Below are 25,186 nucleotides of genomic sequence, written 5' to 3'. Positions count from 1 at the left end.
GTTATCGTTTTGTATTCGCGCGTTCTTTTCGTTCCCACAGACTTAAATGCATATATGGATCGAAAGCCCATTCTGAATAACCATTGTCTTTATACATGCCGAAATGTAAGTGAGGTGGGAATTTTCCAGCAGTGCCAGGAGGACCGTAACCGGTGCTACCAACAAATCCGATTACTTTTCCGGGCTCGACAATTTGTCCAAGCTGTATTTCTTTTGAGAACCCGCCTAAATGAGCGTAATAATGGTAATTGTTATGCAGGTCGCGAATACCGATGCGCCATCCGCCAAGACGGTTCCAGCCTTTTGTTTCAATGATGCCATAGCAAGTGGATCTTACTGGTACGCCATAGCCTGCAAAAATATCGGTTCCTTCATGAACTCGTCTCCCGCCAAAACTTCTTCCAGCACCGAAAGTACTACGGTAGCTATGGTCACTGCGAATCGGGAGAGGGAAAGCATTTCCTTCTAGATTAATACGTCCATACTGTTTATAAATTTGGGCGTATTCGGTAATTAAATCGACTGTTTTTGCACGTCTATAATATTCCCAGAGCATGATTTTGATACGTTCTTCTGACGTTCCTTGTTTCTTTAAAATTGTTGCTGCTGTATGCAGAAGATCACGGTCGTTATTTGCGTTTGCAAATCCATCTTTGTCACCATCTAAACCCAACCCGCCAAATAAAGAAATTGCGTGGGGGAGAGTATCGTTATCATTAACTGGTCCAGCCCATATTTCTGGTTTGAAATACAGGGAAATGATGGCATCTGGTTTTTTCGGAATATCTTTTCTTACGCTCCGTATATTTCTTTCATATTGATCCATTGCAGCTAAGTAATACCACGGAATGCCTGAAGATTGCTCGGTTTCTTTATATAGTGCCATGCGCTTTTCGTAAATGCTTTGCTGATTATCTTCACCGTAAGCGATGTTTTGGTGGAGAAGAAAGCAAATTGAAAGCAAAAGAGAAATTTTTCGAAGCATGAAATAGACTCCTTTCACAACATCACTCTTTTTAGTGTGGGATATACGGAGTATTTCATTATAGGGAACGATTGGAAAAAATCTTAGAATCTTCATTTGAGCAAATCGCTTTCATACGTTAGAATAGATATGTTACATTGAAAGAAGCGAACACGGTAAACTATTTCATATTGTGCGGAGTTGATAACCATGACAAAACAAACAGAATATAAGCGCAAGCCCGAATGGTTGAAAATTAAGTTAAACACGAATGAAAACTATACAGGCTTAAAGAAAATGATGCGTTCTAAGAATCTTCATACAGTTTGTGAAGAAGCAAAATGTCCGAATATTCATGAATGCTGGGCTGTAAGAAAAACAGCAACATTTATGATTTTAGGTGCGGTTTGTACACGTGCTTGTCGTTTTTGTGCGGTTAAAACAGGCTTACCAACTGAGCTTGATTTACAAGAACCAGAACGCGTAGCAGATTCTGTAGTACAAATGGGCTTAAAGCACGTTGTTATAACAGCGGTTGCACGTGATGATTTAAAAGACGGGGGAGCAGCTGTTTTTGCTGAAACAGTACGCGCTGTACGTCGTAAAAATCCATTTACGTCAATCGAAGTATTACCATCTGATATGGGTGGAGTAGAAGAAAACTTAAAAATGTTAATGGATGCAAAACCAGATATTTTAAACCATAACATTGAAACGGTACGTCGATTATCTGACCGAGTTCGCGCTAGAGCAAAATATGACCGTTCATTAGAGTTTTTACGTCGAGCGAAAGAAATGCAGCCTGATATTCCAACTAAATCGAGCATTATGGTGGGCTTAGGTGAAACGAGAGAAGATTTAATTGAAGCAATGGATGACTTACGTGCAAACAATGTGGATATTTTAACTCTTGGACAATACCTACAACCATCTAAGAAGCATTTACCAGTTCTTAAATATTACCCACCAGCAGAATTTGCAGAGCTTAAAGAAATTGCACTTAGCAAAGGCTTTAGCCACTGTGAAGCTGGTCCACTTGTGCGTTCTTCTTACCATGCGGACGAGCAGGTTCGTTCTGCAAAAGAAAAAACAGCAGAAGCAAAATAATGAAAAAAAGAGAGCCGATCATTGGCTCTCTTTTTGTTTATATTCTAAAACAGTATTCGGGCATGTTAATAAGATTTTCTTTAATTCCTCTGTGGATAATTCAATTGTAAATTCAGGTACACCAGGTGTAATTAAAATTTTATCGTAAGCATAAATCGCACGATCCACAATAATCGTTACATGTTGTGAATAACCGAAAGGAGCGACACATCCTGGCGTACAGCCAGTTTCTTCTCTGAGCTCATCAGGAGAACAGAGAGATAAGCTTTCTTCTGTTATTTCTTTCATCTCTCCTCGGTTGAGTCTTGAGCCCTCTAACGTAAAAAATACGTAATAATCTCCAGACTTTGATTTTAAAAATAAGCTTTTACTTGGAGTACCTCGTAAGCCAAGCCTTTCCCGTACAATACGATCTGTCTCATAATCGAGTACTGGTTCGTGTTCGAATTTTTCATAAGAAACATTTGTTTTATGTAGTAAAGCAAGTACATCTTCGTACATATGGAGCGCTACCCCTTTCTATTGTTAGTACAGTCTCTTCTCGCGGCGTCAACTGAATGCTTCGGAAAGGGATATTACTTGGATGGCACGTCCCATAAGCGTTTTATGATAGATTGTTCATCTAGTATAATTTCGTAAATATCCGGATTGGTTAAAGTTTTCCATTCATGAAAGCCAATGGAATGATCAAAGTGCTTTAAAATTAATGTAAGTAAGTTGCCATGTGTAACGAGTAATGTTGTGTCATGCTCTAGTTTTAAAATGTCTTGGATAAGCGATATGGCACGGTCTGTTGCTTGTTTTGTTGACTCTCCGCCTGAGAAGGCAATATCTATGTTTGTAAAAGTGGATTCTAATTTTTGCAACCAATCATCCATTGGAACGTTGCTTAATATGCGTTCAGCTAGCCGTTCGTCTTCTTGGATAGATAAGTTAGCTTGAAGCGCATAGGGCCGAATGGAATCGATAGCTCGGACAAATGGGCTTGAAATAATATGGTTTATTTGTATGTGATTTTCTAAGAGGAATGTAGCAAGGGTGTTTGCTTGTTCTCTTCCTACGTTTGTTAATTCGGCATGACGTTCTTGGCCAGTTGCGGAACAATGTCGTATTACAATAAGTTTCTTCATAATTCATCCCCATCTTTCAAGTTGACGCTTATATACTTCGACAAATGCGGAAAAAATTCCTTTTTATTGGAAACGGCATATTGATTTATATATATGGAAAAGTAATGTGGATAATGAAAAATGAGGTGCCAGTATGAAAAAAATGATATGTATCGTATTCATGATTTGTTTTCTCATGCAATTATCCACAACATATGCAGAATCCAATCAAAAGTTCGATTATCCGAGCAATCGAAATAAGTCATTTGTAAATGAGGATGTTTTTTATAAACAGTTAGATAAGAAAATCTATAAAGAATACAACAATGCAGCATATAGTGTTCGTAAAAAAATTTCATTTAAAGAAGTGGCCGATGAGGAATTTATTTTTAGGCGAAAAACAGATGACGGCTGTCACAGTAAAATGACGATGGACGGTTCTTTCGTTCACCCTGATCGCCAAGTGTACTTTTTTGCTTCTTTTACTCAAAATGAGGTAGAAGAGTTTCATAAGTACATCGTTATAGATGCAGAAACAAAGAGGGAGCTGTAAGGAGGAGAAAGTTATCATCATTACGACAATCCTTATAAAGTGAAACTTTAATCAGTGGGGGATTTGTCCACTGATTATTAGTTGAACCAATCGGGCAGTTGACCTCTCACCTAACTTCTCTGAATTGGCCAAACTTTGAGGTGAGAGTCCTACTGCCCGTTAGTGCGGAGTAAAAAATAACCCACCAATTGGTGGGTTATTTTTTACTCCGGCACACTCATTAATTTCTCTTTCATTTTTCGAATAAGAATAACAGCACCAATTGTGAAGAGAAGGGTAATTCCTTCTGCAACAAAGATGTTGATTGTTTTCGTTTGGTAAAGTGCCGCGAAGAAGTCTACAAGTGCGTGGAATAGTATAGCGTACACAAGGAAGATATACTTCTTCTGTTTTACTGCGTATAAAACAAGCATTGTAAAGGCAATTTGCAGTACTAATGCCATAATTCTTTCTAGGCTACCAAGGAGGTATAGATAGGCAGGTTGCTGAATTAACATATCCTGTAGACGAGCGAGCTCTGGCATTTTTTCAACCATTTGAGCGAAGCTACCGTTGTTAATTGAGTTCGCAAATATAAGTGCTTGCAAAGCAGAGAATCCGCCGATTAAAATGGACTCTATTCCGCCATGACCAATTCCATAAGCGAAACCATCTTTATATTCTTGATATTTTTTTAGTAAGTAGTAAAAGGCAACGAAGCGTCCTAATTCTTCAAAAATACCAGCAGTTAATCCGCCGTATATTGCAAAAATAAATGGGTTTTCTAGAAATGGAGCTATCGCTGGATTTCCGCGCATAAATAGGTGGAATGGTGTTTCGAGAATTTGGGTAAATCCGATAAAGATAAGGACACCAACTCCAACGACTTTCCAACTAATATGATACTTTTTACGAAAATAAACGAGCGCAATAATTGGTACCAGAATCGAAAGAACAAGCTGAATTGTGATGCTGGCAATTACCGTATTTGAAACCATACTTTCACCGCTTTCTAATATATGTACATATCTATTATGCATGAAATGTGGGGGAGATGAAACTTTTAGCAATAAAATGAATTTACTTATTGACTCTAACGTTGCGTCATACTTTATCGTATGTACTAAGGGGGAGATACAAATGACAATGAGAGTAAAAGAAGTAGCTGATTTAGTTGGAATTAGTGTGCGCACACTGCATCATTACGATGAAATTGGATTGTTAACCCCAGACGAGACGACAGAATCTGGGTATCGTCTGTATTCCAATGAAAATTTAGAGACGCTGCAACAAATCTTATTTTTTAAAGAGCTAGGCTTCCCTTTGAAGAAAATTAAAGAAGTTATCATGAGTCCATCATTTGATCGCGAAGAAGCACTACAGCTTCATAAGAAAATGCTTCTTGAAAAGCGAGCCAGGTTAGATAAAGTGATTGCGACGATTGATAAAACCATTCAGCATACAAAAGGAGAGATTGAAATGACGAATAAAGAGAAATTTGAAGGATTCGATTTCAGCCATAACCCATATGAAGAAGAAGCACGTGAAAGATGGGGAGATACAGCTGTAGATAAAGCGAATGAATATGCGAAAGGCATGTCAAAAGAGAAGCAAGAAGAGTTTAATGATATTTATAGAAATTTAGCGGCGCTTAGACACGGAGCACCTGATTCTAAAGAGGCGCAGTCCGCTATTAAAGTATGGTACGATTATTTGCAAAACTTTGGTCACTATTCTTTAGATGCTTTTAAGGGACTTGGCCAAATGTACGTCGCGGATGAGCGCTTTACGAAAAATATCGATAAGTTCGGCGAAGGGTTAGCGCAGTTTATGTGTGATGCGATGGAGGTTTATGCGGATCGTAATAAAAAGTAAAAAAGGGTGGAGGTTATCTCCGCCCTTTTTTACTTTTTAATCATATCATTCAAAGTCTGGTTCTCGGTATTGTTCAAATGAGGATTTTTGCTCATTTCTCGTTTTAGCATGTCGAGGCTCTGTGTATATTCTGTATCATTTAATGCGCCAGATTGAAGCCCTTGAATTTGAGAAATCAACTTTTGGTCTGTTGATACATATGCTTTATAATAGCGAGGAACGATGGACAAAGCAGCTCTATATACTTGATCTGCTACGAGTTTCTGATCCGTTGTGTTTGCACGATATACGACGAACACTTCATCATCGGTAACAAGTGTAGCAGCGTTTGTAACGTCAGGAAGTTTGACTGTCATGCTTGTAATCATTTCAGCGACTTTCTCACGGTTAATGGCTCCTACTTGTTTGTTAGATACTTCATGCTTTTGCTTAGATGAATAGCCGACTCTTGTGAGCCGTGTATTTGTATTTTCCGTATGATACATGTCGTTTTTATTGGAAACAAGAACACGACTTCCTTCTTCGCGTTCCATTTCGGCTTTATTCGTTGATTGGCAGCCTGCAAATAAGGAAAGAGTGAGAAAGGAAAGTATAATTTGTTTTTTCACGATGTATCACCTCCTTCTTCATAGCATGTACTAATTTGCAATTTTTTGTATTTGAAATTGTTGGTTGTTATGCTTTGTGATACGATAAAAAGAAGAATGCTTAGAGAGGAAGTTAATAATGGAGCAAAAGCAAGAGCAAGAGATTCATGCTACGGTGAGCATCAATAATGTTCAGTACGAAGTAATTAAAAACTTTCGTGACGGTTTTAGTGAAGAAGCATTTAAAGAGCGCTATGCAGAAATTTTAAATAAATATGATTACATCGTTGGGGACTGGGGTTATGAGCAACTTAGATTGCGCGGATTCTTTGATGATAGTAACCAGCGTGCGACATATGATACGAAAATTAGTACGTTATCGGAGTATTTATACGAGTACTGTAACTTCGGTTGCGCACATTTTGTATTACGAAAAGTGAAGAAATAAAAAAATCCTCTTACGATTGTAAGAGGATTTTTTGCATATTCTCGCTTACAAACAAATCGAGATATGATCGCCTTCAGAAAGTATTGTATTTGGTTTCATTTGTTGTCCGTTCAATTGAATATCCCCGTTTTTAATTTTATCCACAATGCGTGTACGGCTCCAGTCGGAAATATATGTGGATAATGCTTTATCCATTCGGTGGGAACCGAAAACGATATCTAATACGATTGTGATTTCAATTATGCCACTTTCTTTATGCTGTGTAATGGAAATAGTAGTACTTGTTTCTGTTTGATCTTCATAGGGCATATCAACCGTTTCTACATGATCAGTAAATGATTTATAAATACGAAGCTTTTGATTCCACGTATGATCTTTCGGACATTTATAAATAGCAAAGCGGTATATGTTTTTTCCGTTGGCGTTATGCCTACGAATATTTGTGTCGGTAAATAGGGTAGTGCGTCTGCAATTTTTACAATACTTTTCGATTGTATTTTGCTCGTTTTCATATAAACTCCAAGAAAGTTGTACTTTCTGCATTTTCCTTCACCTCTTATATTAGTGGCAAAGGAACGTAATACAGCTATTTGGATGTCTTGTAGTATGAAGGCATGAGAAATAGACAAAAATAAAAGGAGATTCCCTTAGGAAGCTCCGTAAACATCATACTACAGATGCGTTACGCTCCTTTGTAATGGGAATGGGCAGACTACTCCCTTGAAAAAGCACGGTGCTTTTTTGAGAGTAATGCTATCCAATTGCTGGTCCATTACAAAGTAAATGTTGGCATACGTAGATAACGTCCTTTCTATCCAAATAGATTTATTCTTCATTATAACATAGAAGATTGAAAATTCAAAACTCTTGCGATGAAAAAACACCAGCTAAAAAGCTGGTGTTTGAGATAAATTATATAAGTTCAAATAAAAATGAGCGTAGTTCTTCTGCAATTTCTTCAGTCATAGAAAATGCGTGCTCTAAGTAGCCTGGTTCGTTTAAATCGTCAGTGCCGATGATTGCGAATTTATTACGCTGCATATCAAGGACAATTGTTTTACCGTAATGACGATCGGAGTATAATAGCGCTAAATCGTGACGCTCATTTTCTCCCATAAAGCTAACGAAACGAGTTTTTGTAGCGACAGTGTCGTCGTACAGAAAGAAACGTTCTTCCATACACATGGCTCCTTTTATTAAATATCTAAGTTTAAGTGTGGCTTGTGATCTAAATGGTGATGCGTTTTAATGAATCGTACTGTTCTTGTTTTGTAACGCATTACGATAGAGTATGTTTCAGCTAAATCTCCGCCTAGGAATTTCACGCCGTCTAATAACTCACCAGCAGATACACCAGTTGCTGAGAAGATTGCATCATCACCAGATACTAAGTCTTCTAGCATTAGAAGTTGACGAGGATCTTCTAGTCCCATTTCACGACAACGAGCTTCTTCTTCTTCGTTCATTGGAACTAAGCGAGCTTGCATTTCACCTTCAAGGCATTTTAATGCTGCTGCAGAAATAACGCCTTCTGGAGCGCCGCCGATACCTACGAATAAGTCGATACCTGTTCCAGGTAGTGCTGTTGCGATTGACGCACCAACATCACCGTCACCAAATAATTTTACGCGTGCACCTTTTGCACGAACACGGTCAATAATATCTTGATGACGTTCACGTTCTTGAACGATAACTGTTAGATCGCGAATCTTTTTATTGTTAGCTTCTGCTACAATTTCAATTGTTTTTTCAATTGGATCATCTAAGCTAATTTTACCAGCTGCTTTTGGACCAACCGCGATTTTTTCCATGTACATATCAGGAGCATGAAGAAGGTTTCCTTTATCTGCGATTGCGATAACTGCCATTGCATTTGCAAGACCTTTTGCAACGATGTTTGTACCTTCTAATGGGTCAACGGCGATATCTACCTCTGGACCGTTACCTGTTCCTAGTTCTTCACCAATATATAACATCGGTGCTTCATCAAGTTCTCCTTCACCAATTACAACTGTACCTGCCATGTTTACTGAATCGAACATATCACGCATTGCTGTAGTTGCTGCATCATCTGCTTCATTCTTCTTTCCGCGGCCCATCCACTGTGCGGATGCTAATGCTGCTGCTTCTGTTACACGGACAATTTCTAGTGCGAGTTCACGTTCCAAGATTCCATTCCTCCAATTTCAAAAATCATACAAATATAACTATAACAAATAACGGAGAAAAGGTGAATTCGAAAAATTGTCGATTTTTTCAGAAGAAAGCGTTACAATTAAAATGTAAATGCTTTAATTTCCAGGTAGGTGACATTCATGTATTTTGTAGACAGAAAGAAAATAGAACAAATGCTAGTATGTTTAGAACGAGCAACAAGTACATTTCAAGAGAAAAAGATATATGAAACCGAGTTTGAATTTTACGCATTAGAACGCATAGCTCATCTTATGATTGATTGTGTATTAGATGTAGGGAATGCGATGATTGATGGATTTATTATGCGCGATCCAGGAAGTTATGAAGATATTATCGATATTTTGATGGACGAGCGAGTGATAAATGCAGAAGAAGGACAAGGGATGAAAGAAGTGATTCTCCTTCGAAAAATGCTTACGCAAGATTATATTCAAATGAATCATGATGAATTATATAAGACGATTCAAAAACATATTGCAGTGGTAGAGAAATATCCAGCAAATATTCGCGGTTATTTAGAAAAGGAATTAGGACCTGTATCTGCATTTGTACCAGAATAATTATGCTTATAAGATCCCCAAGGTACCTTTTTGGGGATCTTATATTGTATGTGAGAAAGAAAAGGGAGATGGATGAAGTATGGGGGGAGCACGTACGACGAAAGACGAGATTGTCCAATTGTTGAAAGTAAAGGGAGAGCATACAGTAGCGGAACTAGCTGACGTTTTAGAGATTACAGAAATGGCGATTCGAAGACATTTAAGTAATCTTGAAAAAGAAGGACTTATTTATTCGAAGATGGTAAGACAACATGTTGGAAGACCAACTTATTTGTATGGATTAAGTGAAAAGGGAGAAGACACATTCCCAAAAGAATATAAGCAATTTGCAATTGATGTGTTAGAAGATTTAGCTCGAATGGGCGATGAAAGAATACTTCGTTACGTTTTAAAAGAGAGAACGAAGCGTATGGAAGAACAGTTGCAAAAGAGAGTGAGTAATCAAAAGAATTTAGCATATAAAGTGCAAGAGATAGCAGCAATGCAAGAGAGAAATGGTTATATGGTTCAAATAAAGAGAGATGGAGAGAACTCTTTCGTAATTGAAAAACAAAACTGTCCGTTAAAAGAAATTGCAGAGAGATTCCCGCAAGTATGTGAAGATGAAAAAGAGATGTATAATCGTTTATTTGCAGGGGCAGATGTAAAGACGCTAGCAAACATGTGCGAGGGCGATTGCAGTTGTTCTTATCAAGTAAAAGAGAAAAAATGAACGTTATGGGGCGCTTTAAGGTAAAGCGTTTTTTTCTTTTGGAAAAACGGGTAATATAAGAGTAGTATGATAGGTGAGAACGTTAGCATAGAAGGAGAGACATAATCGATGTATAAAGGTTACTTAATTGATTTAGATGGTACAATGTATCGCGGAGAAGAACAAATTGAAGAAGCAAGCGACTTCGTAAAAGCATTAGGAGAGCGCGGTATTCCGTATTTATTCGTTACGAATAATTCAACTCGCAAACCAGAACAAGTGGCAGAGAAGCTTGTTCGTTTCGATATTCCAGCGAAAGCGGAGCAAGTATTCACAACGAGTATGGCGACAGCGAACTTTATTTATGAACGTAAACAAGATGCAACTGTGTATATGATTGGTGAAGAAGGCTTGCATGATGCACTTGTGGAAAAAGGATTTGAACTTGTGGATGAAAATCCTGATTTCGTTGTTGTCGGTTTAGATCGTGATATTACATATGAAAAATTAGCAAAAGCATGTCTTGCTGTGCGTAACGGTGCAACATTTATTTCCACAAATGGGGATATTGCTATTCCGACTGAGCGCGGATTATTACCAGGTAACGGTTCATTAACATCAGTTGTAACAGTATCAACAGGTGTAGATCCAATCTTTATCGGAAAACCAGAATCAATCATTATGGAACAAGCATTAAAAGTGCTTGGTACAGAAAAAGATGAGGCGTTAATGGTTGGGGATAATTACGATACAGATATTTTAGCAGGAATAAATGCTGGCATGCATACCCTTCTTGTCCACACTGGAGTCACAACTGTGGAGAAGTTAACAGAATATGAAGTACAACCGACGCAAGTTGTGCATAACTTGACGGAGTGGATTGAGAAGATGTAATGAAGAAAGCTGGTCCAAATTTTGGAGCAGCTTTCTTTTTTATTTCGTTGTGACTAGTGTCGATTTTTGTCGGTAAGTCGATATATTTGAAAAATTGCTGATATAATCTGAGTTGCGCTGATATATTTAGAAAATCGCTGATATAACTTTATTTAAAACGCACGATTCACAACGTCTTTCACTTCTTCAAGATATTGTTTACGCACATCATTATCCACAGAAGGGACACTTGTATAGAATGTATGCTCAAGTGTTTCAATACCTGTAAATTCAAAAATACCAACATCCGCTGTTTTCTTCATTGCGTCAAACATACCGCCTGCTGTGTATGCTTCTTTCGAATTCCCCATTGTAGATAATAATAAGCCTTTTTTACCGCTTAATAGTTTTTCAATACCATTTTCACCGTAAGCATAAGCGAAGCCATGGCTAAATACACGGTCAACGTATCCTTTTAAAATAGCAGGAAGTCCCGCCCACCAAACTGGGTAAATGAATGTAATGCTATCAGCCCAAGAGATATGCTCTTGTTCTTCTTTAATATCTTCGGGTGTGTTTCCTTGAGAAAATGAGATGAAATCGGAAGCGCCTAATACTGGATTGAAGTTTAATTCGTATAGATCGCGAACGCGTACTTCATGACCTTTTTCTTCTAATTCACTTTTTACCGTTTCTAAAATCGCATGGTTGAAGCTTTCTGTATTTGGGTGTGCATAAACGATTACATGTTTCATTGTTCTTCCTCCTATTTGTGGATATGTGAGTAGTTTTTTGTATTTGTGTAACTAGTATGGTTACTTTTTTTACGAGAGTCAATTTTTCTGACATGAGAAATGTTAGTATGTGACAAAAAAATACAAAATAGTAGGGATTTTGCATTTTTGAATAGAATATATAGATTGGTAAATAGAGAGAGAAGGGGATATAGGGATGAATATTATTGAAATTGAAAGGTTAGAAAAATCGTTTGATATTGGGGATAGTAAAGTAAAAATATTAAAGGGCATTAATCTTCAAATTCAAAAAGGAGATTTTGTTTGTATTATGGGGGCAAGTGGTTCAGGGAAAACAACTTTATTGCAGCTATTGGGTGGATTAGATATTCCATCGGTAGGTAGTATTCGAGTTGATGGTACAGAGATTTCAACATTAAAAGAAAAAGAGCTCGCTTTATTTAGAAGGCATAAAATCGGTTTTATTTTTCAACAGTTTAATTTAATTCCAGTGTTTAGTGCAGAGGAGAATGTAGGATTGCCGTTACTGTTAGATAATGTCTCGCAAAAGAAGGCAACGGTGACAGCAACTCGTTTATTAGAACTCGTTGGATTGAAGGGAAAAGAAAAGCATCTACCAGCACAGTTATCAGGTGGACAACAGCAAAGGGTTGCGATCGCAAGAGCTTTTGCAAATGAGCCGGCTATTATATTAGCAGATGAACCAACAGGGGCATTAGATTCAGAAAATAGCAAAAATATAATTGCGGCACTTCGTAATGCATGTGATGAGTTAGGACAAACAGCTGTCGTTGTAACGCACGACCCGTTCGTAGCGGCCCATGCGGATAAAGTTGTTTTCTTATTAGATGGTGAAGTGATTCATGAGCATGCTGAAAGTAAAGGATGGAAATTTCGAAATATCTCGCAACAAGTTACTCACATTCAAGAGATTATGAATCGTCACTTTAAAGTAGGAGGTAAAGGTGATGCGATGGGTAATTAAATATGCAGTGAAATCGATGAAACAAAATTGGTTGCGAAATATGTTGATTGCCCTTGGTGCAGCTTTAGGTGTTATGTTAGCGACTATGTTATTACTAGGCAATCAATCAGTAGAGCAAAGTGTGAAGGAACAAGTAGTAAGCCGGTATGGAGATTATAATTTGCAATTTGGCTATATAAAAAATGATATGTATTTAAATAATGAAAGTTTAAAAGGAATAGATGGCTTAGAAAATGCTGAAAAAATATCAAAAGTACTTATACCTTATCCTTTTCCAAATTATAAAGAGTTATCGGGAAAACCGTCCTATTGGGGTGTTGAGCAAGATTCTCCAGAAATGCATTCTTATAAAATATTAGAAGGTCGATATCCGAAAGAAGGGGCTGAAGTAGCACTGACAAAAGGATATACAGATCGTGAAAACATACGGGTAGGAGATTCGGTTAAGTTCCCATTTCCGCAGCATGGAGAAAAGACTGTGAAAGTCGTCGGGATTTTAAATCCGCCGTTAATGGCAGCGATGGGGCATAGTGCTTATTTTCCAATCCATTGGCTTCAAAAAGAATTAAATCTACCAAATCAATTCAATCTCGTTCAAGTGAAAACAGCCGATGTAAATGTGAAAAGAGCAATTGCTCTTGATGTAAATAAGAAGATAGAAAATATAAAGGTAGATCAACGTACTTATGTTGATAAGGCATTTGAACGGCTAAATGTAATGAAACCGTTAATTTTTAGTTTAGGTGGTATTGCTTTATTTGTTGTAGCTCTTTTAATAATGGGAAGTTTTTTCTTATCTGTTAGAAGTCGATTTAAGCAGTGGGCATTATTACGTGCACTTGGCAGTAATCCAAATCAAATTATATTAGTCGTTTTATTAGAGGCTGTATGTATTGGAGCGATTGGATCATTAGCGGGGGTTATTCTTGGAGCAGGTACGCAAACAATCGCTGCATCGTTCATTAATAAATGGGTGAATATTGAGGGGATAGGGAAAGCATCATTCTCGATTTCAGGTGAGATTTTACTCATTACGTTTTTATTAGGGATTGCTATGTCTATCATCGGGGCCATTATACCGGCTTTCATGGTTAGAAAGATTCCACCAGTTCAAGCGCTTCGGCCAGGGCTTCCTAGTAATGAGAAAAAAGAAAAGAGATGGAGTGCTTTTAGCCTTAGCATTTTAATCATTGGTACCGTTATTGGACTCACGGGTAACATATTAGAGCAGTACATCGGTTTTAATCCAAGTGCGATAGGAGCGCTGTTATTTGCAGTTGGTTTGTTATTCGCGATTCCGTTATTTATTCGTGTGATAGCACCAGTGATTGCAAAACCGTTTCAAATGATATTACGAATTGAAACGACGATTAGTAGCCGGAATGTAATTCGTTATCGGAATAAAGCAGCTGTGTCGGTTGCCATACTAGCATTTGGTTTTATGTTAGCGCTTGTTGGAACGATGTATGTAAATTCTATGTATGAAGGTATGAAAAAAGGATTACAAAAACATTTACCAGCGGACTTAGTAATAAGAATTCCGGTAGAGTCGCAAGGAATAGAAACATTACCGTTTAGTTGGATGGAGAAGGTTAGAAAAATTGATGGTGTAGAGGCGAGTGTCGGGAATGCTACTGACTTTACAGCAAAGCTTGTGAATTATGATTTTAAAAAAGCAAATCAAGAATGGTATGAATTTGCGAAAAAAAATAATTTTAACTACGATTCAATCGAAGTGGTAGGTAACGATATTGTGTCGTATGAGAAAGTAACAAAGGCGAAAGTGATTGCAGGGCAAAAATTAAACAAGCCATTACAAGAGGGAGAGGGAGTCGTTACGAAGGAAACGGCTAAAAATTTAGGACTTCAGTTACAGGATACCATTGAAGTACAAGGGAAAGGAAAAGAAAAGCAAACGATTAAAGTCGTTTCGATTATTGAGCAAGGATTAAGGCTAAGATCATCAGATGTTTTTGTTAATGAACAATGGGCCCGTGATAAGTTTCACGTGCAAGGATATGAAGCAATTCAAATTATGACAAATTCTAATCAATCATTTGAAGCGATTAAGAAGCAAGTAAAAGAAATTACAAAGAATAAAGAGAATGTAGAAGTTATTAATAGCTATGATTTATTAAAAGAACAGGAGCAGTTATTATCGCAAATGATGATGTTAATTCGTTTGTTAGTTGTCATTATTTTTATTATTTCTGGTATAGGATTAATGAATGCGATTGTCGCAAGTTTACATGAAAGACGTGCAGAAATTAGTATGATTCGTGCGGTAGGAGCTATTCCGAAGCAAATGAGACGGATTGTTTTATTAGAGGGAACCTTACTTGGATCGATAGCTGGTTGTATTGGCATTTTTGGCGGGATTTTGTTTAGCTATATCGTGTTATCAAGCTTAGAGTTAACGGTTATTATTATTCCATATAATCAAGTTGCGATACTGGCCCTAGCTAGCGTGATGCTTGGAGCAGGGGCAGCATTGATTGCTTCCTTACAATTAAGAAAGTTTAAATTAAGTGATACTTTAAAGGAGTTATCAGCATAAAAGATTGCTATACCCCGCTCATACAAAGAACAAATAAAACAAATAAAATGATGACAATACCAATGCCGAAGTTAAATACGAGAGTACTATCCATATATGTAACCCCCTTATTTGAAAGTAAAAAGCACTCTAGCGAAAGAGTGCTTTTTTATTTTGAGTCCACTTCAAAACTGTGAGAAAGGAATTCATGCGTGTAAAGAGTTACATTATTGTATGTGTGTATGTTTTGAAATGAGTAAGTCCTTGTGAAATATAGAAAAAAAGACATTCTTTCGAATGTCTTTCATGATGACAAAAGATGTCAATTGCTTGAATTTGATAAGACGTCAATTTTCCGATTAACGTCCTTTCTTAATCAAGAAGTGTAACAACAGCGATTTAAATAAATTTTAGCATGTTTGAAATGAGTGTGCGTATGTAATTATGCATATTACGATTAAAGGGAAATTGGATGTGAAAAATGAATGAGTATATATATAAAATATTCAATAAGGGGCGAGAGGGATGGATATACATAAGTTAACAGAAGAAGAAGCGATGGAAATAGCGATGTGGACGTACGAGGAGCCGTATAATGTATATAGTTTCTCAGGAGGGGCTGAAATAATAGAAGAGTTGCTGGACGGGACATATTATGGGTGTTGTGATGAGAGGGGAGAACTCATTGGCTATTTTTGTTTTGGAGTAAATGCACAAGTTCCAGGTGGAAGAGATGCTAATTTATATACGGGAGAAGATGTAGTCGATATCGGAATTGGCATGAAGCCAGCTTTAACAGGAAAAGGTATGGGGAGAACATTTTTTCAAGCTGGGATAGTGTTTGCTGCGACAGCATTTCATCCGAAACATTTGCGACTGAGTGTAGCAACATTTAATAAAAGAGCGATTACGTTATATAAGAACATAGGCTTTCAAGCAGGACCAGTTTTTTTGAGCCGCGGAAGAGAATTTATGCTTATGGAATATGAAAGGCCGTCAGTATGAAACTGACGGCCTAGATACTTTTATTCTGAATGCTCAGCTCTGTGCGCTAAGCGACTTGAAGCAGCGGCAGCAATTCCGCCAACGATATCATCAAGGAATGTATGCACCTTTCCAGTCGATTTATCATTTAAGTATTCTAAAATCCCAGGTTTTAATTTATCGATATATCCAAAGTTCGTGAAACCGATAGAACCGTACACATTAACGATAGAAAGTGCGATCACTTCATCAATTCCGTATAAGCCTTCATCACGTTTTACGATATCTTGTAACGGCTCACTTAACATTCCTTTTTCAGCAAGAACATCGAGTTCGATACCTGTAATCAGTGCATTTTGTACTTCACGTTTTGATAATACACGCTCAACGTTATAACGGCATTCTGACATCTCTAAATTTGGATGATATTTTTTTTGAAGAAAATGAACAAGCTCAGCAATATCGTCAATTGTTACACCGCGTTCTTGTAATAGTTGCAATGCTCTTTCTTGTAGTTGATTTGATTCTTTCATGTTTATCACCTTTTTTTCTTTTTAGTATTTGTATACGTTTCGTTGCTTTATCATGTGCATAGGAATGAAAGGCGAGCACAAGCTCATATATATAAAGAAAAACCATAGGTGGCGACTGCGATGATTCATCATATTTATGAGCATTATCACATGCATGTTAAAGAATTAATCCCCCTTGGCCCCTATAAAAGCTTTTGGATTCGCAACAAAATTTATGTACTTGTTCCAATTGGAGAAATGGAGGAAGAAGTACTTGTAGAGATGAAAAAGCTCAGTGACTATATGAACCAGCAAGGGGATATAACTGTAGCGACTTTCGTTCCGACTATACACGGCTACTATGTAAGTGAGATAGAAGAACAAAATTACTGCTTATTAAAAGGTATGCGCGCGTTAGAACGACATGCTATATCATTAGGAAGTGAGCTTTCTATATTCCATAAACGAGGTGCATTCTTTCCAGAAGAAATTGAGCAATTAAGCCGCATTGGTGAATGGAAAGCGTTATGGGAAAAAAGGCTCGATCAGTTAGAAAAGTTTTGGCAATCACAAGTGATGAACCACCCTACAGACGTATTCGATCAATTGTTTATTGAATCCTTCCCGTATTACTTAGGAGTTGCAGAAAATGCCATTCAATATGTTGTTGATACAGAAATGGATGATACGCCGCAACTAACTGATGCAGCAACAATTTGCCAAGAACGATTTACACCTTTATTATGGCATCAAACGAAGCGTCTCAAACTTCCTTTTGATTGGGTGTATGATCACCCAACTAGAGATATAGCAGAATTGATCCGCTATATGATGATAGAAAAAAAGAAAGACTGGGAGCAAACAATCGTTCAATTTGTTACAGATTATGAACGTAATTATTCGCTATCCTCATTTGGTTGGCGCTTATTATTTGCAAGGCTCCTATTCCCGCTCCACTATTTTGAAACAGTCGAACGATATTACCAAACAGGAAACGAAGAACAAAAAAGCATATATAGAGATCGCTTAGAAGCCATTTTACACGATGTGAACCGCTCAGAGCAATTTATGAGGCATTTTTATGGATCACTTCGTTTACCAATTGATAAGTTAGGGATTAGAAAATTAGATTGGTTATCTTAAAAATATAAAAAAGAGACCGAGTGAGGTCTCTTTTTTATATACCACAATTTTATGTAATACATTATGCCCCTACCTGTTGCTCTGCACATATATTTAAAATGAATTGATGTCTCTCGATTTTTTCATTTACTTTACTCAATAATTCTTGCTGGATTTCTTTAAATAAAAATTGATAGCTCGCATTCCATGTCGGTATAACGGATGAAAGGTCTAATAAATACTCTTTTTTCTTTTCTAGTTCTTGAATTGTTAAAAATGTGTTCCCCATTTTTGGCATGTGTCGTCCCCCTATGTTTTTCACTTTATATGTGTGAACGATTTACTATATAGTATCAATTATCGCATTTTTTGAGAAGGATTTCCAATTTTGTTTTATGATGTTAAAGCGGAATAGTTATGTGAATAAAAAAAGAGACCCATTTGGGTCTCTTTCTAGGAAGCGATTCTGAACGAGCCGCTTCCGCTTTAAATTAAAATACTTGTTCTACTTCGATAACGCCTGGTACTTCTTCAAGTAATGCGCGCTCGATACCAGCTTTTAGTGTGATTGTAGAACTTGGGCAGCTTCCGCATGCACCCATAAGGCGTAATTTTACGATACCTTCTTCAATGTCTACTAATTCAACGTCTCCGCCATCGCGAAGTAAGAATGGACGTAATTTATCTAATACTTCTAGTACTTGTTCTTGCATATGTGGGTTTTCCATTTTTATCGACTCCTTTCATCAGTTTTATTATAATCAAGATAGAGGGGAAAATCTATTTTTTCTGTTCTTGTTTTATTGTCGAAATATTTTATCATGTTTATAACGTGTTTTTTCAGTATAGGGGTATGGAATAAGTTTGTAAAATGATGTGCTTATGTAATAAGACATCTGAATATGCTGTTAGAACAAGAAGTGGGGGAGAAGAAATGGTTAATGTGCAAGTGTATGGGACGAAAGTAATTTGTGCAAGCTGCGTTGGAATGCCATCTTCAACAGAAACGTTTGAATGGTTACAAGCGGCGATTGGTCGTAAATATGAAGGACAAGAAAATAAATTTAAGTTTGAGTATATTGATTTTCAAGAAGAACAAAAAGATGAAGATAAGAAAGCATTCGCAGAGCGAGTAGTGGAAGAAGATTTATTTTATCCAGTCGTTCTTGTAAATGGAGAAATTGTTGGAGAAGGAAATCCTCGTTTGAAGGATGTTTACGAAGAAATCGAGAAATATTTATAAAGCAGGAAGTCTTTGCAAATTAGCAAAGGCTTTTTTATATGGAGGGATCGATGTGGAAAATATAGTGAAGCATGCTTTACCAGAAGAAGTAAAACAGTTAATGGGGCAGTACACTGCAGAATTAAAAGAGATTTTTTTAGATGAAAAAATAATCGGGGTATATATTTACGGATCCATCGCACTAGGTGCATTTCATAAGGAAACGAGCGATGTAGATTTTGTTACAGTAATAAGTGATTCCGTGAATGAGGCTGAAAAACAACAACTTGTAGAACTGCATAAGAAACTTAGTGGTAGTACGTTAGGTAAAAGAATGGATGGTATGTATATTCCGCTTGCTGATTTAGGGAAATACAATGATGAAATGAATGAGTACGTGTATTGTGCAGATGGTAAGGCGAATATAGGACATTGGGATATTAATGCAGTCACATGGTGGACATTGAAAAATCAAGGTATTACAGTTATCGGGAAAGAAGCAGAAGACCTTTCGTTTCAAATAAGATGGGATGATGTAGTAAATACGATGAAATACAACGTAGAACAGTACTGGAGCGGGAAGGCGAAGCGACCATATTTATTCTTTATAGAAGAATGGGTAGAATCAGCTGTCGTTACGATGGGGCGTATTTTATATACACTAGACCATAAAACAATTGTCTCAAAAGATAGAGGATTCCAATACTTGCTAGAACATTCAGCGGAAGAATGGGAGCTTTTATTAAAAGAAGTAGCGAGAATGCGGCAAAATCCAAAAGAAAAGCGAATGCTCTCAAGGTGGAGAAGGGCAGATATGACGAAGAGGTATTTGCTGCACTTAATTGAGATGTGTAGAGAGAAATGGTAGATGAATGTAAAAGCATCCTTTATGCAAAGGGTGCTTTATTATTTTAAAATAATGAAAAATCACTTTACAAGAAATGAGAAATCGAAAGATAATAGACAAAATATGTGCATGGAGGAAGATGATGAGTAAATATAAATTACATATAAATAAAGAACAATTATGGAAAGGATGCATTTTAAAGTCGATTGCAGGCGCAATTTTTGTAGCGCATGCGCCTGATTTTGCACATGAAAGTTCATGGGATGGATGTAACTATAGTATGCAAGATAGCCAAGGTGGAAGAGGGACAATTACGTTTCATCCGAATTATACGATCGCATGTCTTCAAGATGTGAATAGTGAGAGAATAGATGAGTGGATTGACGCGACAAATTATTTTGAAGGGGCACCTTCGGAAGTGAAAGAAACTGCGAAAGAGGAAGCACTTCAATACGTATTAGAAGAAATAGAAGGCGAAACAGTTCCTGTCATTACAACAGCATTTTGGATTGAGGAGAGCGGTGCGTATTCAATCGATTCATTTGAAGAAATGGAAGAGCACGGTGGATTCTTATTAGAAATTCCAATACTTGATATGGAATCAGCAATGGAAAGATTGGAAGAAGAGTATGAACTAACAGAGGAACAAATAGAACTCTTACAACTCGTGTATGAGAGAAAAATCAAACATCCAAATGAGGAAATTATATTGTCTAAAGAAGAAGTGGCGATGATTGGGACGGATGATAGTGAAGGATTAGAAGTTAGTAAAGCGTCGTTTGAAGAGATGAATATTACTTGGGAGTTGTAGTGTAGGAAAGGGTATAAAAGTGTGATAAAGGACTAGTGGGAAGTGCAATGCGAAGTTATATTGCTTTTTCTATTAGTTTTTTTATATAGTTGCAGCGAATTAAAACTGGTAGCAAAATAATATAAAATATAGATAGTTTCATGTGAAACATTTTTATTATCGAATATACAAAATGCTTAACTTAGTGTATTAAACGTATCATTCATAAGTATTCTAATATATTTAAAAGTAAAATGGAATAAGAAACGGATAATTGTTGGAATATGTTCGATTTCCGTTCATTTTTATGAAATATATGTACTTTTTGTTAGGTTCCTTCGTTCTGTATGTATACAATAAAGTTATATAGAAATAAGAGAAGGATGATGTACGTGAAGGACACTGTTTTACAAGAAACAATTTCTACGCAAGATTTACATAAAGTTGTTAAAAAGAATACAGCTTATTATGACTTTAAGTGGGGGAAAGTAGAAAATCCAGCGCAAGGAAATACGTGGAATTGGGTAGCCTTTTTCTTCCCAACTTTTTGGTTAGCTTATCGTAAAATGTATAAGTTGTTTATTATACTTACGTTATTGGCGGTACCTAGTATCGTTGTAACTCCTTTTATAGATATTCCCGATGGGATTTATTTAACATGTAGCTTAGCTCTTCAATTAGGAATGATGATATTTACTGGGTGGCAAGGAAACCGTCTATATTATAAGCATGCTGTTCGTGTTTTACATAAGGGAGAAGATATGCCTGATCATGAGAAGGCATATTACTTACAATCAAAAGGCGGCGCTAGTTTTGCTGGCATGATTGGTTTACAAGTTATAATTGGGATCGTGTTTGGTGGAGCGATGTTTGGACTCTCTCTTTTACCAACTGAGCCAAATATTAAAAATGTTGTTCGTTCAAGTGATGAAGGATTTACTTTAGAGGTTATGACTGATAATCCAACATGGAAGCTTGTGAAGAAAGAACAAGATTATGACGTAGTAGAGTTTACTGGTTATGATTATATGGAGAAGAAAAACGTGAAAATTAAATTTGCTGTTTATTTTAGTGAAGATTATTTTGAATGGCAAGAAGTACATGAGAATAATAAGAAATTAAGTGAAGAAGAGTTAGAAGAGTATCAATTTTACATTGAAGAAAATAGTTGAGGGTTCTAGTGAGAACTCGTTAGTTTTGAAAAGAAGAATCTTGTGAAGGTTCTTCTTTTTATATATTAGGAAAGTAAATGATATTAGGAGGAAAAGGTAGTATGATGGATGTTCATTTTTATGATTGGGCTAAGAAACGTCCTAAAAAACATTATAATCGATTACACGAAATGAGAATTTTTGAATTAATTTTTTCAAAGAAGTTAAGTAGGTTAGATCTTGGATTAGGAACTGTAGAAAATATTGATATATATTGTCTAGCTAATCCTAATAAAGATATTTCTTATGAACTACATGAGGCTCTGGGGAAGATTTGTATATACATGCCTTATGATTATATGCAATTTTTGAATCTGGAATCAGTTGATGAGAAATATAAGCATTTTTGTGAGTTGGTTCACCTCTATGTCGTACCAGCTATTGAAAAATATTCAAAATTATCAATAGAAATGATTAAAGAGCATGTGAATGAAGCACTTCAGGAAATTCAGAAAGAGAATTATGAGATTGTATTTTTAGTGGATAAAACCCCGAAGAAGAGCCCAAGTCGAAAGAAAACGGCTATATTAAAAGGAATTCATCGTTCGGAAGGATTTCAGCTAATGTGTGAAGTGTATAACGATAAAGGGCTAAGAGTGGTAAATAAATTACTCGTAGAAGAAGTAGGGAATGAAGTAGTCTACTCTAGATTTTTAGGTAAACTAAAATGGGAAAACGAGCACTTAATAGTAGTGAAATCTAAGACAAGTAGTTGGATGGAAGAAGTACATGTCGAATAAGCTAATTAACGAAACATGTGAATACAAAACACCATACGAATTGAAATTTTGTAAAATACAATAAAAAATGAGAATTTGAGGTAGGCTTGTCAATAACGTGAGACTATGGCACTATAAAGAAATGCTATACAAATTTTATTTATCGAGATGTAAACATCAATTTTGATTTTTACGTATAAATAATGAACGGAGGAAATGAATTTATGGCTACTTTACCAAATTGTCCAAAATGTAATTCAGAATATACGTATGAGGATGGCGTTCTTTTCGTATGTCCAGAATGTGCTCATGAGTGGGGCCAAGAAGCAGAAGCTGAAAATAATGATGGTGCAAAAGTTGTAAAAGATGCGAACGGAAACGTTCTTCAAGATGGCGATGCTGTTACTGTCATTAAAGATTTAAAAGTAAAAGGAACGTCTTCAGTTGTGAAGATCGGTACGAAAGTAAAGAGTATCCGTCTAGTTGATGGCGATCACGATATCGATTGCAAAATCGACGGTTTCGGAGCTATGAAGTTAAAATCACAGTTCGTTAAGAAGGCGTAAGTAAAAAGAGGAGGCGTATAGGCCTCCTCTTTTTATTATGTCATTTTTTGTCGGTAAGTCGATATTCCTTGTCGAATCGTCGATATATTTCAAAAATCGTTGATATATTTTGAGTTATGATAGATATATTCGAAAAATCGTCGGTATAATTTCACTTACCGAGAACGGTGTATCATTTGCTGAGCAAGAAGTATGATTCACCGCGCACCATAATCCACTTCTTTCAACTGACAACGCTTATTAAAGAACGTTTTATATCCGAGCTGCAAGAAGATAATAACAGCGAAAGCAGTACTTCCTGAAATACCGAGTATAATTGCGATTTGATATTGAATGGCTGTGAATGGTGATACACCAGATAATATTTGACCAGTCATCATGCCTGGCAAGCTTATAATTCCCATCCCGACCATAGAGTTGATTGTTGGTAAAATGGCAGAGTCAAAAGCGTCACGTATGAGCGGGGCAGCGGCTTCTTTCGGTGTTGCGCCTAGCATAAGTGCCCCTTCAATTTGACCTCTTTGCGATTTCATATTGTTTAAGAACGTATTGGCACCAAGAGAAACACCTGTCATGGCATTACCAACTAACATTCCCGTAATCGGAACGATATATTGCGGCGCATACCATGGGTCGTGCCCAATAATAACAAAGATAAATAGTAGAAGTGGCCCAATTGATCCAGCAACCATAGAAAGGGCGGCTACTCGTTTTAATTCTTTAGACATTGGGATGTTAACTCGTTTATAAATATTAAAAATTGCAAAGGTAGTAATAGAAGTAATGAGAGCAATTGTATAAAATGGGTTACTATTTTCAAATACGTATGTTAGGACGTAAGCAACGAGTACGAGCTGAATTGTCATACGGAACGTTGCGAGCGCAATTTGTTTTTCGCGAGGTATCCCTTTTAATTTCACAAGTCCAATTAAAACAAGAATGAAAATATATGCAGCGGCAAGTTGCCAAATTTGGAGTTCAATAACGCTCTTCAACTGAGAGCACTTCCTTTCTAGTTGCACCGTTTGCTTTACTAATCTCAATAATATCGTCCGCAATTTCTTCTGGAAGCTTTTGTGAGTGTGTGATAAAGATAACTGTTTTTTTCTTTTCTCTTGCCAGTATAGTAAATTGTTTCATAACACGGCGTTCTGTATCACTATCTAGCGCCGAAGTTGGTTCATCTAATAAATAGACAGGTGGATCCATGAGTACAATACGTGCAAAAGCAAGTCGTTGTTTTTCCCCGCCTGATAATGAATTAGCGTTGGCTTCTAATTTTTTTTCTAAGCTAACAGACGTTAATGCGCTTCGCAAAATATCATCATTTGGAAATAGTTTTTCAGAAAGACGAAGTCCCATTAATAGATTATCTTTAATCGTGCCATCAAAAATAGGTGGGGTTTGCCCAAGCATGACTACGTCCCGTCGTAATTGAATAGGGGGATAATCAGAAATTAGTTTTCCGTTATATTCAATTGTGCCGGATGTTGGAGATTGTAAATCATTTAGCATGCGGAGCAATGTACTTTTTCCGCTCCCGCTTTCACCGATAATACATGTGATTTTTTCTTTTTGAATCTGTAAATAAGGAATACTTAGTATATCTTTATATGTAATGTCTTTTAATATAAACATAGATGGCTCCTTTCTGATTCTAGTTATATCGTATCAAAAAAGAGAGGGAAATAGAAAAATAAGGTTATAAAGAGCACCGTTTCTTTTGCGTTTTAAGCTCTAGTAACAAGTTAAGTAAGCGATCTAATTCTTGGCTGAAAGAAATTACTTTATCATGAGTGAATCCGTACTTTTCAACAAGATAGACCAATTCTTTCTTCTTCATTTCTATTCGATCGTTTAGTTTCGTTACATTCATAAGTGAATTGTAATGCCTCCTAAAAAAGTATGTATTACATAAAAAATAAGACCGAATGAATTCGGTCTTAAAGGAAATAATAAAACAACTTATAAATAGCATACACTTTTCATCCGTAG

At 36.6% G+C, this 25,186-nt stretch carries 32 protein-coding genes; 17 read left to right on the top strand and 15 right to left on the bottom strand.

All coding sequences use genetic code 11. The annotated features are described in order from the left end of the window. Nucleotide 1: 1 nt before the first annotated feature. Nucleotides 2-985, bottom strand: coding sequence for a M23 family metallopeptidase (locus DN410_RS12765; RefSeq protein WP_149176795.1), 984 nt, complete (start codon nt 983-985; stop codon nt 2-4). A 189-nt stretch (nt 986-1,174) separates the two neighbouring features. Between DN410_RS12765 and lipA the strand changes: the two genes are divergently transcribed. Then, nucleotides 1,175-2,071, top strand: a complete 897-nt coding sequence (gene lipA, locus DN410_RS12760) for a lipoyl synthase (RefSeq protein ID WP_000166369.1) — start codon at nt 1,175-1,177, stop codon at nt 2,069-2,071. Between the two features lie 18 nt (nt 2,072-2,089). Here the strand turns inward: lipA and DN410_RS12755 are convergent, their stop codons facing one another. Further along, on the bottom strand, nt 2,090-2,572 hold the full coding sequence (locus DN410_RS12755; RefSeq protein ID WP_149176794.1) for a YbaK/EbsC family protein: 483 nt from the start codon (nt 2,570-2,572) through the stop codon (nt 2,090-2,092). A 74-nt stretch (nt 2,573-2,646) separates the two neighbouring features. Further along, the gene (locus DN410_RS12750) at nt 2,647-3,201 is read right to left on the bottom strand and encodes a histidine phosphatase family protein (protein WP_149176793.1); all 555 of its coding nucleotides are present in this window, start codon (nt 3,199-3,201) and stop codon (nt 2,647-2,649) included. A 133-nt stretch (nt 3,202-3,334) separates the two neighbouring features. On the opposite strand from DN410_RS12750, the gene DN410_RS12745 reads away from it, so the two are divergent. Further along, nucleotides 3,335-3,733 (top strand): hypothetical protein, encoded by a 399-nt coding sequence (locus DN410_RS12745; protein ID WP_149176792.1) that lies wholly within the window; start codon nt 3,335-3,337, stop codon nt 3,731-3,733. 203 nt (nt 3,734-3,936) lie between these two features. Here DN410_RS12745 and DN410_RS12740 read toward each other — a convergent pair whose 3' ends face one another. Then, the gene (locus DN410_RS12740; protein ID WP_149176922.1) at nt 3,937-4,752 is read right to left on the bottom strand and encodes a YhfC family intramembrane metalloprotease; all 816 of its coding nucleotides are present in this window, start codon (nt 4,750-4,752) and stop codon (nt 3,937-3,939) included. A gap of 100 nt (nt 4,753-4,852) precedes the next feature. Between DN410_RS12740 and DN410_RS12735 the strand changes: the two genes are divergently transcribed. Further along, nucleotides 4,853-5,587, top strand: coding sequence for a MerR family transcriptional regulator (locus tag DN410_RS12735; protein ID WP_149176791.1), 735 nt, complete (start codon nt 4,853-4,855; stop codon nt 5,585-5,587). A gap of 29 nt (nt 5,588-5,616) precedes the next feature. Here DN410_RS12735 and DN410_RS12730 read toward each other — a convergent pair whose 3' ends face one another. Further along, a complete protein-coding gene (locus tag DN410_RS12730) occupies nt 5,617-6,195 on the bottom strand; it encodes a YhcN/YlaJ family sporulation lipoprotein (RefSeq protein WP_149176790.1) in 579 nt (192 codons plus the stop codon). Between the two features lie 118 nt (nt 6,196-6,313). Here DN410_RS12730 and DN410_RS12725 point away from each other — a divergent pair, with 118 nt between their 5' ends. Then, nucleotides 6,314-6,622: a YutD family protein gene (locus DN410_RS12725; RefSeq protein WP_140417451.1), complete on the top strand. Its 309-nt coding sequence runs from the start codon at nt 6,314-6,316 to the stop codon at nt 6,620-6,622. Nucleotides 6,623-6,667: 45 nt separating this feature from the next. Here DN410_RS12725 and DN410_RS12720 read toward each other — a convergent pair whose 3' ends face one another. From DN410_RS12720 to glpX, 3 genes are all read right to left on the bottom strand, one after another. Further along, the gene (locus DN410_RS12720) at nt 6,668-7,165 is read right to left on the bottom strand and encodes a cytoplasmic protein (protein WP_149176789.1); all 498 of its coding nucleotides are present in this window, start codon (nt 7,163-7,165) and stop codon (nt 6,668-6,670) included. 369 nt (nt 7,166-7,534) lie between these two features. Continuing rightward, nucleotides 7,535-7,801, bottom strand: coding sequence for a DUF3055 domain-containing protein (locus DN410_RS12710; RefSeq protein WP_000392610.1), 267 nt, complete (start codon nt 7,799-7,801; stop codon nt 7,535-7,537). A 17-nt stretch (nt 7,802-7,818) separates the two neighbouring features. After that, nucleotides 7,819-8,790 carry a class II fructose-bisphosphatase gene (gene glpX / locus DN410_RS12705; protein WP_000439091.1) on the bottom strand — a complete coding sequence of 324 codons (972 nt, stop codon included), beginning with the start codon at nt 8,788-8,790 and terminating at the stop codon, nt 7,819-7,821. Nucleotides 8,791-8,937: 147 nt separating this feature from the next. On the opposite strand from glpX, the gene DN410_RS12700 reads away from it, so the two are divergent. The 3 genes from DN410_RS12700 to DN410_RS12690 all read left to right on the top strand — a co-directional run bounded on the left by DN410_RS12700 (nt 8,938) and on the right by DN410_RS12690 (nt 10,963). Then, nucleotides 8,938-9,378 carry a DUF86 domain-containing protein gene (locus DN410_RS12700; protein WP_149176787.1) on the top strand — a complete coding sequence of 147 codons (441 nt, stop codon included), beginning with the start codon at nt 8,938-8,940 and terminating at the stop codon, nt 9,376-9,378. Between the two features lie 79 nt (nt 9,379-9,457). Then, entirely contained in the window at nt 9,458-10,090 is a 633-nt protein-coding gene (locus DN410_RS12695) for a helix-turn-helix transcriptional regulator (protein WP_149176786.1), read from the top strand. Between the two features lie 108 nt (nt 10,091-10,198). Then, the gene (locus DN410_RS12690; RefSeq protein WP_149176785.1) at nt 10,199-10,963 is read left to right on the top strand and encodes a TIGR01457 family HAD-type hydrolase; all 765 of its coding nucleotides are present in this window, start codon (nt 10,199-10,201) and stop codon (nt 10,961-10,963) included. A 152-nt stretch (nt 10,964-11,115) separates the two neighbouring features. On the opposite strand, the gene DN410_RS12685 is transcribed toward DN410_RS12690, so the two are convergent. Continuing rightward, entirely contained in the window at nt 11,116-11,697 is a 582-nt protein-coding gene (locus DN410_RS12685; protein ID WP_098265696.1) for an NAD(P)H-dependent oxidoreductase, read from the bottom strand. Between the two features lie 196 nt (nt 11,698-11,893). On the opposite strand from DN410_RS12685, the gene DN410_RS12680 reads away from it, so the two are divergent. From DN410_RS12680 to DN410_RS12665, 3 genes are all read left to right on the top strand, one after another. Continuing rightward, the gene (locus tag DN410_RS12680) at nt 11,894-12,682 is read left to right on the top strand and encodes an ABC transporter ATP-binding protein (protein ID WP_098068396.1); all 789 of its coding nucleotides are present in this window, start codon (nt 11,894-11,896) and stop codon (nt 12,680-12,682) included. Then, nucleotides 12,666-15,239 (top strand): FtsX-like permease family protein, encoded by a 2,574-nt coding sequence (locus DN410_RS12675; RefSeq protein WP_149176784.1) that lies wholly within the window; start codon nt 12,666-12,668, stop codon nt 15,237-15,239. The genes DN410_RS12680 and DN410_RS12675 overlap by 17 nt, the downstream gene beginning before the upstream one ends. 504 nt (nt 15,240-15,743) lie before the next feature. Beyond that, nucleotides 15,744-16,223, top strand: coding sequence for a GNAT family N-acetyltransferase (locus tag DN410_RS12665; protein WP_149176783.1), 480 nt, complete (start codon nt 15,744-15,746; stop codon nt 16,221-16,223). Between the two features lie 20 nt (nt 16,224-16,243). Here the strand turns inward: DN410_RS12665 and DN410_RS12660 are convergent, their stop codons facing one another. Next, nucleotides 16,244-16,735 (bottom strand): phosphatidylglycerophosphatase A family protein, encoded by a 492-nt coding sequence (locus tag DN410_RS12660; RefSeq protein ID WP_000665103.1) that lies wholly within the window; start codon nt 16,733-16,735, stop codon nt 16,244-16,246. A gap of 120 nt (nt 16,736-16,855) precedes the next feature. On the opposite strand from DN410_RS12660, the gene yutH reads away from it, so the two are divergent. Further along, the gene (yutH, locus tag DN410_RS12655) at nt 16,856-17,857 is read left to right on the top strand and encodes a spore coat putative kinase YutH (RefSeq protein WP_149176782.1); all 1,002 of its coding nucleotides are present in this window, start codon (nt 16,856-16,858) and stop codon (nt 17,855-17,857) included. A 61-nt stretch (nt 17,858-17,918) separates the two neighbouring features. On the opposite strand, the gene DN410_RS12650 is transcribed toward yutH, so the two are convergent. Further along, a complete protein-coding gene (locus DN410_RS12650) occupies nt 17,919-18,134 on the bottom strand; it encodes a carbonic anhydrase (protein WP_149176781.1) in 216 nt (71 codons plus the stop codon). A gap of 193 nt (nt 18,135-18,327) precedes the next feature. Continuing rightward, entirely contained in the window at nt 18,328-18,564 is a 237-nt protein-coding gene (locus DN410_RS12645) for a NifU family protein (protein WP_000431159.1), read from the bottom strand. 206 nt (nt 18,565-18,770) lie between these two features. On the opposite strand from DN410_RS12645, the gene DN410_RS12640 reads away from it, so the two are divergent. The 6 genes from DN410_RS12640 to phnA all read left to right on the top strand — a co-directional run bounded on the left by DN410_RS12640 (nt 18,771) and on the right by phnA (nt 23,191). Then, on the top strand, nt 18,771-19,079 hold the full coding sequence (locus tag DN410_RS12640; RefSeq protein ID WP_149176780.1) for a YuzD family protein: 309 nt from the start codon (nt 18,771-18,773) through the stop codon (nt 19,077-19,079). A 52-nt stretch (nt 19,080-19,131) separates the two neighbouring features. Continuing rightward, complete coding sequence (locus DN410_RS12635) at nt 19,132-19,926, top strand: nucleotidyltransferase domain-containing protein (RefSeq protein WP_149176779.1); 795 nt, start codon at nt 19,132-19,134, stop codon at nt 19,924-19,926. A gap of 121 nt (nt 19,927-20,047) precedes the next feature. After that, complete coding sequence (locus DN410_RS12630; protein ID WP_149176778.1) at nt 20,048-20,716, top strand: hypothetical protein; 669 nt, start codon at nt 20,048-20,050, stop codon at nt 20,714-20,716. 365 nt (nt 20,717-21,081) lie between these two features. Beyond that, the gene (locus DN410_RS12625) at nt 21,082-21,867 is read left to right on the top strand and encodes a DUF2628 domain-containing protein (RefSeq protein ID WP_149176777.1); all 786 of its coding nucleotides are present in this window, start codon (nt 21,082-21,084) and stop codon (nt 21,865-21,867) included. A gap of 101 nt (nt 21,868-21,968) precedes the next feature. Next, nucleotides 21,969-22,646, top strand: a complete 678-nt coding sequence (locus tag DN410_RS12620) for a hypothetical protein (protein WP_149176776.1) — start codon at nt 21,969-21,971, stop codon at nt 22,644-22,646. 203 nt (nt 22,647-22,849) lie between these two features. Further along, nucleotides 22,850-23,191 (top strand): alkylphosphonate utilization operon protein PhnA, encoded by a 342-nt coding sequence (gene phnA / locus DN410_RS12615; RefSeq protein ID WP_000212737.1) that lies wholly within the window; start codon nt 22,850-22,852, stop codon nt 23,189-23,191. A 197-nt stretch (nt 23,192-23,388) separates the two neighbouring features. Here the strand turns inward: phnA and DN410_RS12605 are convergent, their stop codons facing one another. The 3 genes from DN410_RS12605 to DN410_RS12595 form a co-directional block, all read right to left on the bottom strand. Next, entirely contained in the window at nt 23,389-24,186 is a 798-nt protein-coding gene (locus DN410_RS12605; protein WP_149176775.1) for an ABC transporter permease, read from the bottom strand. Continuing rightward, the gene (locus DN410_RS12600; protein ID WP_149176774.1) at nt 24,170-24,829 is read right to left on the bottom strand and encodes an ABC transporter ATP-binding protein; all 660 of its coding nucleotides are present in this window, start codon (nt 24,827-24,829) and stop codon (nt 24,170-24,172) included. Before DN410_RS12600 ends, DN410_RS12605 begins: the two co-directional genes overlap by 17 nt. A 64-nt stretch (nt 24,830-24,893) precedes the next feature. Further along, nucleotides 24,894-25,067, bottom strand: a complete 174-nt coding sequence (locus DN410_RS12595) for an aspartyl-phosphate phosphatase Spo0E family protein (protein ID WP_149176773.1) — start codon at nt 25,065-25,067, stop codon at nt 24,894-24,896. Between the last annotated feature and the right edge of the window lie 119 nt (nt 25,068-25,186).

It is taken from the genome of Bacillus sp. SH5-2 (assembly GCF_008368905.1).
Lineage (GTDB): Bacteria > Bacillota > Bacilli > Bacillales > Bacillaceae_G > Bacillus_A > Bacillus_A luti.
This window is presented reverse-complemented; position numbering and strand designations above follow the sequence as displayed.

Excerpts from the sequence above, each read along its gene's own strand:
- DN410_RS12765 (WP_149176795.1), bottom strand. The coding sequence starts at position 985 with ATGCTTCGAAAAATTTCTCTTTTGCTTTCAATTTGCTTTCTTCTCCAC.
- lipA (WP_000166369.1), top strand. The coding sequence starts at position 1,175 with ATGACAAAACAAACAGAATATAAGCGCAAGCCCGAATGGTTGAAAATT.
- DN410_RS12755 (WP_149176794.1), bottom strand. The coding sequence starts at position 2,572 with ATGTACGAAGATGTACTTGCTTTACTACATAAAACAAATGTTTCTTAT.
- DN410_RS12750 (WP_149176793.1), bottom strand. The coding sequence starts at position 3,201 with ATGAAGAAACTTATTGTAATACGACATTGTTCCGCAACTGGCCAAGAA.
- DN410_RS12745 (WP_149176792.1), top strand. The coding sequence starts at position 3,335 with ATGAAAAAAATGATATGTATCGTATTCATGATTTGTTTTCTCATGCAA.
- DN410_RS12740 (WP_149176922.1), bottom strand. The coding sequence starts at position 4,752 with ATGCATAATAGATATGTACATATATTAGAAAGCGGTGAAAGTATGGTT.
- DN410_RS12735 (WP_149176791.1), top strand. The coding sequence starts at position 4,853 with ATGACAATGAGAGTAAAAGAAGTAGCTGATTTAGTTGGAATTAGTGTG.
- DN410_RS12725 (WP_140417451.1), top strand. The coding sequence starts at position 6,314 with ATGGAGCAAAAGCAAGAGCAAGAGATTCATGCTACGGTGAGCATCAAT.
- DN410_RS12720 (WP_149176789.1), bottom strand. The coding sequence starts at position 7,165 with ATGCAGAAAGTACAACTTTCTTGGAGTTTATATGAAAACGAGCAAAAT.
- DN410_RS12710 (WP_000392610.1), bottom strand. The coding sequence starts at position 7,801 with ATGGAAGAACGTTTCTTTCTGTACGACGACACTGTCGCTACAAAAACT.
- DN410_RS12700 (WP_149176787.1), top strand. The coding sequence starts at position 8,938 with ATGTATTTTGTAGACAGAAAGAAAATAGAACAAATGCTAGTATGTTTA.
- DN410_RS12695 (WP_149176786.1), top strand. The coding sequence starts at position 9,458 with ATGGGGGGAGCACGTACGACGAAAGACGAGATTGTCCAATTGTTGAAA.
- DN410_RS12690 (WP_149176785.1), top strand. The coding sequence starts at position 10,199 with ATGTATAAAGGTTACTTAATTGATTTAGATGGTACAATGTATCGCGGA.
- DN410_RS12685 (WP_098265696.1), bottom strand. The coding sequence starts at position 11,697 with ATGAAACATGTAATCGTTTATGCACACCCAAATACAGAAAGCTTCAAC.
- DN410_RS12680 (WP_098068396.1), top strand. The coding sequence starts at position 11,894 with ATGAATATTATTGAAATTGAAAGGTTAGAAAAATCGTTTGATATTGGG.
- DN410_RS12675 (WP_149176784.1), top strand. The coding sequence starts at position 12,666 with ATGCGATGGGTAATTAAATATGCAGTGAAATCGATGAAACAAAATTGG.
- DN410_RS12665 (WP_149176783.1), top strand. The coding sequence starts at position 15,744 with ATGGATATACATAAGTTAACAGAAGAAGAAGCGATGGAAATAGCGATG.
- DN410_RS12660 (WP_000665103.1), bottom strand. The coding sequence starts at position 16,735 with ATGAAAGAATCAAATCAACTACAAGAAAGAGCATTGCAACTATTACAA.
- yutH (WP_149176782.1), top strand. The coding sequence starts at position 16,856 with ATGATTCATCATATTTATGAGCATTATCACATGCATGTTAAAGAATTA.
- DN410_RS12650 (WP_149176781.1), bottom strand. The coding sequence starts at position 18,134 with ATGCCAAAAATGGGGAACACATTTTTAACAATTCAAGAACTAGAAAAG.
- DN410_RS12645 (WP_000431159.1), bottom strand. The coding sequence starts at position 18,564 with ATGGAAAACCCACATATGCAAGAACAAGTACTAGAAGTATTAGATAAA.
- DN410_RS12640 (WP_149176780.1), top strand. The coding sequence starts at position 18,771 with ATGGTTAATGTGCAAGTGTATGGGACGAAAGTAATTTGTGCAAGCTGC.
- DN410_RS12630 (WP_149176778.1), top strand. The coding sequence starts at position 20,048 with ATGAGTAAATATAAATTACATATAAATAAAGAACAATTATGGAAAGGA.
- DN410_RS12625 (WP_149176777.1), top strand. The coding sequence starts at position 21,082 with ATGTACGTGAAGGACACTGTTTTACAAGAAACAATTTCTACGCAAGAT.
- DN410_RS12620 (WP_149176776.1), top strand. The coding sequence starts at position 21,969 with ATGATGGATGTTCATTTTTATGATTGGGCTAAGAAACGTCCTAAAAAA.
- phnA (WP_000212737.1), top strand. The coding sequence starts at position 22,850 with ATGGCTACTTTACCAAATTGTCCAAAATGTAATTCAGAATATACGTAT.
- DN410_RS12600 (WP_149176774.1), bottom strand. The coding sequence starts at position 24,829 with ATGTTTATATTAAAAGACATTACATATAAAGATATACTAAGTATTCCT.
- DN410_RS12595 (WP_149176773.1), bottom strand. The coding sequence starts at position 25,067 with ATGAATGTAACGAAACTAAACGATCGAATAGAAATGAAGAAGAAAGAA.